Origin of the sequence: Acinetobacter sp. AOR12_HL, assembly GCF_027855275.1 — a bacterium.
Taxonomy (GTDB): Bacteria; Pseudomonadota; Gammaproteobacteria; order Pseudomonadales; family Moraxellaceae; genus Acinetobacter; species Acinetobacter baumannii.
This window is the reverse complement of the sequence record NZ_JAKTIJ010000036.1, coordinates 23,843-36,671: the sequence shown is the minus strand read 5'-3', so window position 1 is coordinate 36,671 and position 12,829 is coordinate 23,843. Positions and strand designations below refer to the sequence as shown.

At 38.4% G+C, this 12,829-nt stretch carries 10 protein-coding genes; 7 read left to right on the top strand and 3 right to left on the bottom strand.

The genetic code is table 11. The features are described 5' to 3' along the window. Nucleotides 1–61 precede the first annotated feature (61 nt). Nucleotides 62–451, top strand: coding sequence for a hypothetical protein (locus MKL36_RS16620; protein ID WP_000433912.1), 390 nt, complete (start codon nucleotides 62–64; stop codon nucleotides 449–451). A gap of 42 nt (nucleotides 452–493) precedes the next feature. Continuing rightward, complete coding sequence (locus MKL36_RS16615; RefSeq protein ID WP_002121604.1) at nucleotides 494–1,039, top strand: glycoside hydrolase family 108 protein; 546 nt, start codon at nucleotides 494–496, stop codon at nucleotides 1,037–1,039. Nucleotides 1,040–1,183: 144 nt separating this feature from the next. Here MKL36_RS16615 and MKL36_RS16610 read toward each other — a convergent pair whose 3' ends face one another. After that, nucleotides 1,184–1,957 carry a COG4705 family protein gene (locus tag MKL36_RS16610; protein WP_001066070.1) on the bottom strand — a complete coding sequence of 258 codons (774 nt, stop codon included), beginning with the start codon at nucleotides 1,955–1,957 and terminating at the stop codon, nucleotides 1,184–1,186. Between the two features lie 178 nt (nucleotides 1,958–2,135). On the opposite strand from MKL36_RS16610, the gene MKL36_RS16605 reads away from it, so the two are divergent. Continuing rightward, nucleotides 2,136–3,782 carry a phosphoethanolamine transferase gene (locus MKL36_RS16605; protein ID WP_270909001.1) on the top strand — a complete coding sequence of 549 codons (1,647 nt, stop codon included), beginning with the start codon at nucleotides 2,136–2,138 and terminating at the stop codon, nucleotides 3,780–3,782. Nucleotides 3,783–4,040: 258 nt separating this feature from the next. Here MKL36_RS16605 and MKL36_RS16600 read toward each other — a convergent pair whose 3' ends face one another. Together MKL36_RS16600 and alaS are read right to left on the bottom strand one after the other, a co-directional pair. Next, entirely contained in the window at nucleotides 4,041–5,243 is a 1,203-nt protein-coding gene (locus MKL36_RS16600; RefSeq protein ID WP_114203993.1) for a tyrosine-type recombinase/integrase, read from the bottom strand. Between the two features lie 286 nt (nucleotides 5,244–5,529). Beyond that, the gene (alaS, locus tag MKL36_RS16595; RefSeq protein ID WP_000199453.1) at nucleotides 5,530–8,166 is read right to left on the bottom strand and encodes an alanine--tRNA ligase; all 2,637 of its coding nucleotides are present in this window, start codon (nucleotides 8,164–8,166) and stop codon (nucleotides 5,530–5,532) included. A 269-nt stretch (nucleotides 8,167–8,435) separates the two neighbouring features. Here alaS and gap point away from each other — a divergent pair, with 269 nt between their 5' ends. The 4 genes from gap (at nucleotide 8,436) to MKL36_RS16575 (ending at nucleotide 12,727) form a co-directional block, all read left to right on the top strand. Continuing rightward, complete coding sequence (gap, locus tag MKL36_RS16590; protein ID WP_001188823.1) at nucleotides 8,436–9,461, top strand: type I glyceraldehyde-3-phosphate dehydrogenase; 1,026 nt, start codon at nucleotides 8,436–8,438, stop codon at nucleotides 9,459–9,461. 275 nt (nucleotides 9,462–9,736) lie between these two features. Continuing rightward, nucleotides 9,737–10,903: an ATP phosphoribosyltransferase regulatory subunit gene (locus MKL36_RS16585; protein WP_000155682.1), complete on the top strand. Its 1,167-nt coding sequence runs from the start codon at nucleotides 9,737–9,739 to the stop codon at nucleotides 10,901–10,903. Nucleotides 10,904–10,967: 64 nt separating this feature from the next. Next, nucleotides 10,968–12,287 (top strand): adenylosuccinate synthase, encoded by a 1,320-nt coding sequence (locus tag MKL36_RS16580; RefSeq protein ID WP_000517794.1) that lies wholly within the window; start codon nucleotides 10,968–10,970, stop codon nucleotides 12,285–12,287. A 122-nt stretch (nucleotides 12,288–12,409) separates the two neighbouring features. Beyond that, nucleotides 12,410–12,727, top strand: coding sequence for a hypothetical protein (locus MKL36_RS16575; RefSeq protein ID WP_000776215.1), 318 nt, complete (start codon nucleotides 12,410–12,412; stop codon nucleotides 12,725–12,727). Nucleotides 12,728–12,829: the final 102 nt, after the last annotated feature.

Here is a 12,829-nt window from a genome sequence, read left to right as displayed (position 1 = left end):
TTAACTAAAACACGGCACCCAAATGGGTGCTTTTTTATTGCCTAATTCTGGAGTAAAAGGCATGGAACCAGTTTCTACAAGCGGTTTTACAGCACTTTTAAAATTATATGGGGTTGCAATCATGGTGACTTTAGCAGTCGGCTTGGTTGCAGCAGTTGTATTAATGACTCGTATGCCACGCTCACCACAAGAGTGGGCAGTTGGTTTGATCTGTACGGTTGTATCAAGTTTGGCTGGCGGCTCATTCATTATTGTGAAGTGGGGACTTCATGAATGGGTTACTGATGTATGGGGGATGATTGCTCTAGGTGGGTTCTTCTTTGTTTGTGGTTTACCCGGTTGGGCTTTAGTCCGTTGGATTTTTAATTTTATAGATAAACAGGAAGGTAAAACGATCGTTGAAGTGATCAAAGAGTTTAAGAATGCCAGAAAAGACATTGAAAACAGTTAATACCGCCTTCGGGCGGTTTTTTTATATCTGAAGGAAACCGAAATGAATATTGAAAAATATCTTGATGAATTAATTAAGCGTGAAGGCGGGTATGTAAATAACCCAGCTGATCGGGGCGGTGCAACTAAGTATGGAATTACTGAAGCAGTTGCTCGAGCAAATGGATTCAAAGGCAATATGCGAGATTTACCTCTGGATGTGGCCAAAGCAATTTATCGCAAAAACTATTGGACTGCTCCACGTTTTGATCAGGTTAATGCAATTTCCTCTGCTGTAGCTGAAGAACTTTTAGATACTGGTGTGAATTGCGGTACCGGCTTTGCAAAACCACTTTTACAACGAGCTTTGAACTTGCTTAATAACCAAGGTAAAGCAGGGTTCCCCGACTTAGAAGTAGACGGTGTTTATGGTTCAGAAACGCTAGGTGCTCTTAAAACATACTTGTCAAAACGCGGGAAAGAAGGCGAAAAAGTTTTAGTTCGAGTTCTGAACATTATGCAAGGACAACGCTACATTGAAATCTGTGAGCGTAATCCAAAGCAGGAACAGTTTTTCTATGGTTGGATTGCCAATCGGGTTGTTATATGACTTTCTTTCAATACAGACGTTCAAAGATAGCTTTCACAATCACACTGCTGTGCATTCTATTTTCAGGATGCACAGCTCATACTATCAACAACTATGTGAATGTGGGTATTTGTGTGAAAGCCCTCTGAGGAGAGCTTTTACAATTTATGCATTTTTTACATTACCTAACTGATTATTTTTACTAAAATAAATACATATTAAAATAGCAACTAATATTACTCCTGATGCTGCAAAACGGCTTAAGTCTAAACCTCCAGCGGAAAGGGGCTTATCTAGAAAGTCTCCAACTACAGCACCCAAAGGACGAGTTAAAATAAAAGTGCTCCAGAATAAAAATGTTCGTGAAACAGAAGTGAATTTATACAAAAACACCATCAATAAAATGAGTGCTGAGAAAAGAGCAATCCCGCCACTATAGCCTAATCCAATCGTATCTGCTGACCAGTCACCAAGAGCTGTACCCAAAGTTTGGCTAAAGGTAATTGTTAACCAATAAAAGACTTCTGATTTAGGTTTATTAACGGTATGAGGGGAGACGCTGCCTTCAACTTTATACCAACCCAATAATGAGAAGATGACTAAGCCGAGGAGTAAGCTACTTCCTCCACTATAACCAATACCTAAAGATCGAGTGACAAAGTCTGCTAATGTTGTACCAACAGTTGTACTCGCAATAATGGTAAACCAATATAAATATGGTTTATAACTTTTTGCCTTAATTTGACAGATCAATAAGATAATAAAAACTATGGCAAAAATAAAAGTACTAGTTAAATACCCAAGTTTCAATGACATTGAAAAACTATCTCCGCCAGTTTCACCAAAAGTAGTTGCGAAGATTTTAGTAATCCAGAATAGAAGGGTAACTTGGGGGACTTTAGTTATATACTCACTCATTTCATGACTTGAATTATTCATCTAAGAGTCTCAAATGATAAATTTATCAAACAATAAATTTTTAAAATTAAGATGAGCTTAATGATTTGTTTTTAATAATATAGCTTTGTATTCTTATTGGTTACTAAGCTCATTTTTTAATTTCTATTTAAGTTTTACTAGCTAAGATTTCGAGTTTTTAATGTTTAGTGGTTTTTAAATGCTAGTAAATTTTTTAAAATTCAAAGAGATATGTAATAATATTACACTATTAAATTTTAATTTGCTTTTATCTATCTGGCTAGGTTTATTTCTGAATATAGGTTTTTTTAAAAAAATCCATCAACTTACACCTTATAATGGTATTAAGTCAGTTCTTTTCTTAGGGGCGACATTAGTTATTTTAATAGCGGCATATAATTTAATTTTTCAATTAATAAATTGGAAATGGACTGCCAAAATCTTTGCAATTTTATTGATATTTATTGGTGGTTTTAGCTCTTATTTTGTAAATACATTGGGTGTCATTATTTCACCCGACCAAATTCAAAATATGGTCCAGACCGATGTGTCGGAAGTTACCGATTTAATCTCTTTGCGCTTTGTTTTATGGACAGTTTTTTTTGTTATTTTGCCCATTTTTTTAATTTCTCAAGTTAAATTTAAACAAGAAAAAGCATCACGGTTGTTATTGAAGAAAGTATTCTCACTGGTAGCTTCATTTGCAGTGGTCTGTGTTTTACTTTTTACTTACTATGTCGATTTCGCTGCAATATTTCGTGAGCATCGTGATTTAAAAGGGATGATTTCACCGCAAAATAGTATTTCATCGCTTATGTCTTACTATCATAAGAAGGCTCCGAAGAAAAATCTGCCTCTTGTGATATATGGACAAGATGCTCATCAAGTTCAGCAAGTACAAAAGAACCTCCCTAAGTTAATGATACTTGTTGTAGGTGAAACGGCACGTGCCGAAAGTTTCTCTCTAAATGGGTATGCAAAAAATACGAATCCGGAGCTTTCTAAACAAGATATTTTCAACTTTTCGCAAGTGAGCTCATGCGGTACGGCAACAGCGGTTTCTGTGCCATGTATGTTCTCGGGTATGCCACGTGTAGATTATGATGAGCAATTAGCTAGTCACCGCGAAGGTTTACTAGATATTGCAAAACGTGCGGGTTACCAAGTGACTTGGATTGATAATAACTCGGGTTGTAAAGGTGCATGTGATCGCGTTGAGCAATACCAAATTCCTGAAAACTTAAAGAAAAAATGGTGTAAAGATGGCGAATGTTATGATGACATTCTCATTGACAGCTTAAAGCAGTATTTGGGTACTATTGCCAAAGATGATGATCGTCCGCGTTTGATTGTCCTGCATCAGGTGGGTAGTCACGGGCCTGCATATTACAAGCGTGCACCTGAGGCATATCAACCCTTTAAACCGACTTGTGATACGAATGCGATACAGGGCTGTTCGCAAACCGAATTGCTAAATAGTTATGATAATACAATTGTATATACAGACCATGTATTAAGCCAAATGATTAATACTCTAAAAGAAATATCAAAATATCAGACAGGTTTATGGTATTTATCTGATCATGGCGAATCAACCGGAGAACATGGTTTATATTTACATGGTTCACCTTATGCAATCGCACCGAGCCAACAAACACATGTACCAATGATTATGTGGTTCTCTGAAAGTTGGAAACAACATAATCTTGCTCAAGTGAATTGTTTAAGCCAACAAACTAAACAAAAGTTAAGTCAGGATAATTTATTCCCAAGTTTGTTAAGTTTGCTGGATGTAAAAACTAAGGTAGTAAATAACAAACTTGATATGTTGAGCCAATGTAAATAAATATATTTTTAATTTATATAAAACGAAGCAAAATAGACTTGTTTCGTTTTATAAAATGTATTGGTTCGTAATTAGCACACATTTTAAGATCCCTCTAAAATTATTTAATAAACCTTCGTCAGCTATGCATCAAACTTACAACAATATAATTATTCTTAAAACCCAAAGACCACCCAGATTCTTTATAGAAAGGTTCACCATATTTAATTGTATGCTCGATATAAAAGTAAACCCAATATTTCATTTCTTAATTCTCAATTATTTAGTAAGTGATTTAATTTTTTCTAACCATTTTGCATATGCTTCAGTTTGCTGGGGTAGGTACTCATAATAATCATACGTGCCTTGTTCGCCAGACATTACATGGCCAATCATGAGTTGAGCCACATCACGCGATGTAAATGCACTGAAGTTAGTTCGTGCTGTTCTTCGTAGGTCATGAAGGGACCAATGCTTCATAAAATAGTCATGATGTCTTCTTAGGCGCTCCATTAAGTAAGCTGGCAATGAATTAGAAGAACCATGGCTCATAGGGGTATCTTCATTATCATTTGTCAGGAAATACTCAGAATCGTTGTATTCGAATGCTTCCAGAATCAAATCTTCCATTTCTGGGAGGATAGGTCGAATAATTTCACGGCCTGTTTTCTTACCAGTCTTGTTATTGAATACCGGAACTATCCAGACCTTCCTTTTTAAATCGAAATCAGTCTTTTTTGCTTTTCTGAGTTCGCCATTACGACACCCAAACATTAAACATAACTTCAAGAAAATTTTGTTTTTAGGCAAAATGTTTGATTCTTCAATAGCCAGCCATACCATTTTTATTTCATCATCAGATAGAAATCTGGTTCCTCTATTTCGCTCAATTCCCAAATCTTCCTTGGCATAGATGTCAGATAAAACATTTACCTCAAGTAATTGTCTCTTTTTAGCCCACTTAAGGACCTGTTTTGCATTCGTTAAAACTCGATCTGCAATAGAAGGTACATCATCTGCTAATTCTTCAAGTAAGGCTAACCATTGTTGCAGAGTAATGCGCTCAACTGGTAAATCACCGATTTCAGGTATTACATGCTGCTCAAAAGTATTCTTAATTTGCTGGGCAGATGTTTTCTTCTTTAGACAATAACTTTCATACCAATCATTAAAGACATCTTCAAATGTGCTTGCATCGATGTATTTTTGCTGCTGTACACGAACCTCAACTTTAGGATTCATTCCTTTATCTAAAAGCGACCGCATTTCACCAGCTTTAATGCGTGCATCTTTGAGTGACATATGAGGGTAGGTGCCCAAGTCTAAGCGTTCAGCTTTTCCAGCAAAACGATATCTAAGCTGAAAAACAATTTTACCTTTAGGTGAGATTCTGACACTCATTGAATCCCGATCTGCTATTTCTTCAACCTTATCACGTGCCTTGCCGTTATTAGCTTTTAGCCACACTTCAGTTAAAGCCATAGTCCACCTGTGTACATAATTTTGGTCAAGTAAGAGATAAGTGCGAATATGTACACGTATGTGTACATAATTGATAGGGCTTATTCTGTCCTAAAATGTCTTAGTGTGTCTATATTAAAAATGGGGGAAATATTGAGAAATAAGGCTTTTATTGTTGTTTTTGTCTTAGTGTGTCTTAGAGTGGCTAAATGGCATTAATTCTTTTGAACGATTAATGCCATAGTTGTTCCATATAAGCCATGACCCTGAGAGGCTTGTCAGGGTCAGTTACACAAAAAGTGAAGTCTTATTTTTGTTCAAGCCAAGCAGGTAATGCTGCCATAACTTGTCCAAACTTCTCGTTAAGTGGCGCGCCACCTTGTGCTAAGTCAGGTTTACCACCACCTTTACCACCTAACTCGGTCGCTAAATGTTTGATGATGTCACCTGCTTTTAGATTTGCAGTGTATTGCGACGCGACTGATGCAAGCAGGCTGACTTTGTCACCCTCTACACCTGCTAACACAATCACTGCGTTCTCTAATTTTGATTTTACACTGTCATGTAAGTTGCGAAGCGCTTTGGCATCAACACCCTGAACAGTAGTAATAAGCGTTTGACGACCAGCAATAGTTTGAACTTGGTCAATCAAATCAGCCGCTTGGAAGTTTGCCAATTTTTGGTTGAGTTGTTCAATCTGCTTTTGTAATGCAGAAACCAATTCTACATTGGCTTGTACACGCTCAACCGTTTGGTCTTTCTGTGCTTTTAATAAGCTATTAATGTGCTGGATATCATGATCAGCTTTTTGTACTACTTCTAATGCTTTAGTACCGGTCACTGCTTCAATACGACGTACGCCGGCAGCTACACCACCTTCAGAAGTGATTTTGAATAAACCAATATCACCTGTACGTTTTACGTGAATACCGCCACAAAGTTCGATTGAGAAGTTTTTCTCGTCAATGACTGAGCCCATAGAGAGCACACGAACTTCATCACCGTATTTTTCACCGAACAACATCATTGCGCCTTTTGCTTTCGCAGTTTCAATGTCGAGTAGTTCAGTTGTTACGGCAGTATTTGCAATGATTTCAGCATTTACGAGACGTTCAACTTGTTGTAGTTGTTCAAATGACACAGGTTGGTCATTTGCAAAGTCAAAACGTAAGATATCACTTGCAACCAAAGAGCCTTTTTGTTGTACATGCGAACCTAAAATTTGACGAAGGGCAGCATGCAACAAGTGAGTTGCTGAGTGGTTACGCGCAGTAGCTTCACGAATGTCTGCTTTAACAATCGCTTCTACATTTTGATTGGTTTTAAGGTTACCAACAGTCACAATACCTTGATGAACAAAGGCACCACCAGACTTTTTCGTGTCCTGAACTTCAAAAATACCTGTTTCGTTTTTGAAGATACCAGTATCACCAATCTGACCACCGCTTTCAGCATAGAAAGGAGTTTGGTTTAAAACGATAAGTGCTTCGTCGCCTTCAGAAACTTCATCAACTTGTACGCCATCTTTATAGATCGCTACAATCTGGCCTTGACCGGTTGTGTTGGTATAACCGTCGAACTGAGTTTCGCCTTCAACTTTTACAATGTTGTTATAGTCAACAGCAAATTTACCAGCATCACGCGCACGTTGACGCTGTGCAGCCATTTCAACTTCAAAACCTGCTTCATCAATAATAAAGCCACGTTCACGTGCAATATCAGCAGTTAAATCTGTTGGGAAACCGTAAGTGTCGTAAAGTTTAAATACAGTCGCACCCGGAATAGTTTTATCTTTTAACTGAGCAAGTTCACCTTCAAGGAGTTTTAAACCTTGCTCTAAGGTTTTAGCAAACTGTTCTTCTTCACGAATTAATGTTGCTTCAATGACTTCACGGCGAGCTTCTAACTCAGGATAAGCCTGTCCCATTACTTCAATTAATGGTTGCAACATTTTGTAGAAGAACGTACCTGTTGCGCCAAGCTTGTTACCGTGACGGACAGCACGGCGGATAATACGACGTAATACATAACCACGTCCTTCATTACTTGGGTTTACACCATCAGCAATTAAGAAGCAGCAAGAACGGGCATGGTCCGCAACTACACGTAAAGAAGGCTGACCTTCATCTTCAATACCAATGATGTTTGCAGCAGCTTTTAATAAGTGTTGGAACAGGTCAATGTCATAGTTTGAATTAACATGTTGCAGTACGGCAGAAATACGCTCTAAGCCCATACCTGTATCTACAGATGGAGCAGGGAGTGGGTGAAGTACGCCATCAGCAGTACGGTTAAACTGCATGAAAACGTTGTTCCAGATTTCAATGAAACGGTCACCGTCTTCTTCAGGTGAACCAGGTAAACCACCCCATATGTGTTCACCGTGGTCAAAGAAAATTTCTGAACATGGACCGCAAGGACCTGTATCACCCATTGCCCAGAAGTTATCTGATGCGTATTTTTCACCTTTGTTATCACCAATACGGATAATACGTTCTGGTGCTAGGCCGATTTCTTTATTCCAGATGTCATAAGCTTCGTCATCAGTATGGTAAACCGTGACATAAAGTTTATCTTTCGGTAAAGCAAGCCATTGTTCGCTAGTTAAAAATTCCCATGCGAACTTGAGAGCATCACGTTTGAAATAGTCACCAAATGAGAAGTTACCCAACATTTCAAAGAATGTATGGTGACGAGCTGTATAACCAACATTATCTAAATCGTTATGTTTACCGCCTGCGCGTACACATTTTTGTGAGGTTGTTGCACGTACATAATCACGTTTTTCAAGACCTAAAAAACAGTCTTTAAACTGGTTCATCCCAGCATTTGTAAATAATAAAGTTGGGTCGTTGGCAGGAACAAGAGAACTCGATGCAACACGTGTATGCCCTTGCGTTTCAAAGTAGCGCAAAAATGCTTCACGAATTTCAGCAGATGTCATTAAACGAGTACTCACAACCAAGTCACTCCATATTTTCGAATTTGGCTAAAAGCATCACCACAAGTTTATTTGTTCACAAAACTCGCATGTGATACGGGGCTTATTTTTAAAAAACGCTAAATTGTAACGGAAAAACCCCACCGAACCAACGATTTTAGAGGGAATATCTTACAAAACTGTGATTTGGCTAAAAATCTATATTCAATTAGCCATGACGTGTTTTACTATATGCCTTCTTTCGCTTCTCGATTTGTAGATAAGGATAGGTCATGCAACGTATCGCCATTAATGGGTTTGGCCGGATTGGACGTAATGTTTTACGTGCCTGGTTTGAGAGCCCGAAACAATTTCATTTTGAAATCGTGGCGATTAACGATATAGCAGATGTACATACACTGGTACATTTATTCAAATATGACTCAACGCATGGTCGTTTTAATGGCAAAGTTGATATCACCATTGAAAATGAAAAGATTTATTTAAATATTCAATCTAACCAGAGACTCTTAAAGGTTGAAGTTTTGCAGCAAAAACAGCCGGAACTTTTACCGTGGGCAAGTTTAAAAATTGATGTTGTACTTGAGTGTACAGGTTTATTCCGCTCCCATGCTGATGCTACCCGCCATTTAGAAGCAGGGGCTAAAAGGGTTATTATTGGCGCTGCGCCTTTTGATCATGTTGATGCTGCAATTGTTTATGGTGTTAACCATGCTGATGTGAAAGCGACTGATCAGATTATATCGAGTGTGTCATGTACGACACAGGCTTTAGTTCCACTGGTTAAAATCATTGATGATGCATTTGGCATAGAAACAGCGCTTATGACCGAAATTCATGCGGTAACAGCAGATCAGTCTGTGCTTGATCATGCGCATCGTGATTTGCGTCGTGCTAGAGCTTCTGGACAAAACATTATCCCGACTACTTCTAGTGCGCTTGGTGCTTTAAAGCGTGTGATGCCAAAAATGGAAGACCGTATTGATGGTTACTCAATTCGGGTACCTACCATTAATGTAGCGGCAATTGATTTAACGTTTATCGCGCAATCTCCAATTACGGTCCATCATATTAATGAATTGCTGATTAAAGCATCTCAAACAGATTATGCAGAAATTATGGCTGTAACAGATGAACCATTAGTTTCAAGTGATTTTAATCATTCACCCTATTCACTTATTGTTGATTTAACTCAGACCATGGTTGTTGGACATCAAGCCAAAGTATTTGCTTGGTATGATAATGAATGGGGCTATGCAAATCGTTTATTGGATTTGTGCGATTCTTTCAAAAGTTAAATTTGGTTAATTGGAAACCGGGTGATAGTTCAGTTATTCCCCCATTCTTTGGTCTAAGAACTTTTATTGATAATAGAAGTCAAAAACAATAAGTCTTTGAATATTATTTTTAATTCATAGAGTCTACTTTTTGACTTTAGAGTTTATTAAGAAAGATTTATGCAAATTGTCAGGTGCATGGCACAAAGTATCATGCTACACTAAGAGAAATCGGGTGTGTTCCCGATTTTTTTATGTGGGGTCGTTCCACGTTGATCAGATTTTAGGCTTGAAATATGACCATTTCAGAGACATGGTTGCTGCCTGACGGGGTAGCAGATGTATTGCCGGAACAGGCGCAAGTCATTGAAAAACTTCGCCGTGAAGCTATAGATTTCCTCGCAGTACGAGGTTATCAACTGGTATATACACCATTTATCGAATACATCGAATCGTTGTCTTCATTATCAGAATCAAATCAAGACCTGGATTTAGTAACTTTTAAGGTGATTGACCAGCTTTCAGGCCGTTTACTCGGTATCCGTGCTGATATGACACCGCAAGTTGCACGTATTGATGCACATGTAAGACCTGTTGAAGGTGTTGCACGTTACTGTTACGCAGGGACTGTATTACATACAAAACCACAAAATTTCAATGCGACTCGCGCACCTTTACAATTAGGGGCAGAGTTATATGGGCACGATAGTATTGAAGCTGATGTCGAAATGGTCGACGTAATGCTTGGTCTAATTGAAAATGCCTATACTTTGCAAGGCGCACATTTAGACTTAGGGCATGTAGGTCTATTTCGTAGCTTAGTAAAATATGCTGGTCTTTCTAAAAATGAAGAGCATGAGTTATCTGATCTTTATCAAAGAAAAGCATTACCTGAGTTAGCTGAATTTACCCAAAATTTAAATATGGGTTCAGATTTCTATGCACTTGGCCGTTATGCAAGTGATTTAGATGCCTTACAAGCGCATTTAAGTGCAGATATTTTAAAAGATACTGAATTTGATGCTGCATTAAATGCACTTAAAACCACTCTCGAACAGATTAAAAACCGTTGGCCAGCACTTAATGTTGGAATTGACGTGGTTGAACTTCGCAGTTACCACTACCACACTGGTTTGATGTATGCAGTTTATGCACCAAATCGTGCCGCACCTTTAGCGCAAGGCGGCCGTTATGATGGTATTGGGGAACACTTCGGTCGTGCACGTCCGGCTACCGGTTTTAGTTGTGATTTATATGCTTTAGGTGCGAACCAGTTTGCCGAAATCGAAACTGTAGTGGCACCTAAAGGTACAGAAGCTGATTTACTTAAAGCAATTGCGAATGCGCGTTCAGAGGGTTTACGTGTAGTTCAATTGTTAGGTAATGATGATTTAAGTTCTATTCCTTATGCAACACATCAATTGGTATTGCAAAACGGACAATGGAATATTGAAAAGATTTAAACGCCAGCAGTAAGTTTTTTACTGATGGTTTCCAATTTTAACAGCATGATGTAATGAGGCTATTATGGGCAAAAATGTTGTGGTACTTGGTACCCAATGGGGCGACGAAGGTAAAGGTAAAATCGTCGACCTGCTCACAGATCAGGCGGCTGCGGTAGTACGTTATCAAGGCGGACATAACGCAGGTCATACTCTTGTCGTAGGTGGTAAAAAGACTGTATTACACCTCATTCCATCAGGCATTTTACGTGAAAACGTATTGTGCTTAATTGGCAATGGCGTGGTGCTTTCACCAGCAGCATTAATTGAAGAAATGGGAATTTTGGAAGCTGAAGGTGTTCCGGTTAAGGAGCGTCTACGCATTTCTCCAAACTGTCCACTTATTTTGCCTAACCACATTGCTCTTGATCAGGCACGTGAGAAGAAACGTGGTAACGCTAAAATCGGTACTACAGGTCGTGGTATCGGCCCTGCGTACGAAGATAAAGTTGCGCGCCGTGCAGTGCGTGTTGCTGACCTTGTTCGTGGTGGTGCAGCGTTAGAAGAAAAACTAACCGAAATGCTAGAGTTACATAACTTTCAATTGACTCAGTTCTACGGTGTAGAAGCGGTTAAATTTGAAGACGTATTGGCTCTTTGCAACCAATGGCGTGAAGTTCTTGCTCCATTAGTGATTGACGTAACTAAAGTATTACATGACTACCGCAAAGAAGGTAAGGCTGTAATGTTTGAAGGCGCTCAAGGTTCACTTCTAGACATCGACCACGGTACTTATCCGTATGTTACCAGCTCAAATACAACTGCTGGTGGTGTAAGTTCTGGTTCAGGTATGGGTCCTTTACATCTTGATTATGTATTAGGTATTACGAAAGCTTATACAACACGTGTAGGTGCTGGTCCGTTCCCAACTGAATTGGTTTACGATGCTGCGAGTGATTCTGGTGACCCAATTGGTAAACATTTGGGTACTGTGGGTCATGAGTTCGGTGCTTCTACTGGTCGTCAACGTCGTTGTGGTTGGTTTGATGCTGAAATCTTACGCCGTTCTGTAGATGTAAACTCACTTTCAGGTATTTGCTTAACTAAACTTGACGTTTTAGATGGTTTAGAAGAAGTGAAAATCTGTGTGGGTTATGAAAATACAGATTCAGGTTGTGTAGGTTCTTCTGATGCGGTTTCTTTCGAATGCTTGAAACCAATTTATGAAACTATGCCAGGTTGGAGCGAGTCAACTGTTGGTTTAACGAGCATTGACCAATTACCTGCAAATGCTTTGGCTTATGTAAAACGTATTGAACAATTAATCGAATGTCCGATTGATATCGTTTCAACTGGTCCAGACCGTGCAGAAACAATCATTTTACGTCATCCATTCTCTGCGTAATTCGCAAAGATAAAAATAGCCTCCTAAAAGGGGGCTTTTTTTATACCCTACTAAAGTGCAGTTTTGGTTTGGTTCGATTCAGATTAAAACATGATATATAGTTCAGGAATCATAGGCTCAGGATGAAGCTGCAACCCACTATTTCAAAAACCATTTTTTATTCTTTTTTATTTGCTATAGGTGGTTCACCCACATTAGCAATGCTGATTATTTATGGTCAAAATTATAATCCGGACTTCTTCATGACGGCATTTATGAGTCTTTCTGTCCTGATTGCTTGTGTCCTCATTCCTGTTGTTCTCATACAAAACAGTTATTTACTCTGGAAGAGGAAAAATCCTAATCTTGAAGAGAAAGTTAAGACTTTAAGTCATGTTTATCTTGGTTTAAACATAATATGTTTAATATTCTGGATTTATTTGATGACTTTATCTAATTGACCGTTACATAAATACTATGATCGTGAAGAAATGAGAGATTTAAAGCGTGAGTGGTATTTCTTATAATAAGTGCAAAAGAATAAACAGTTTTTTAACGATTTA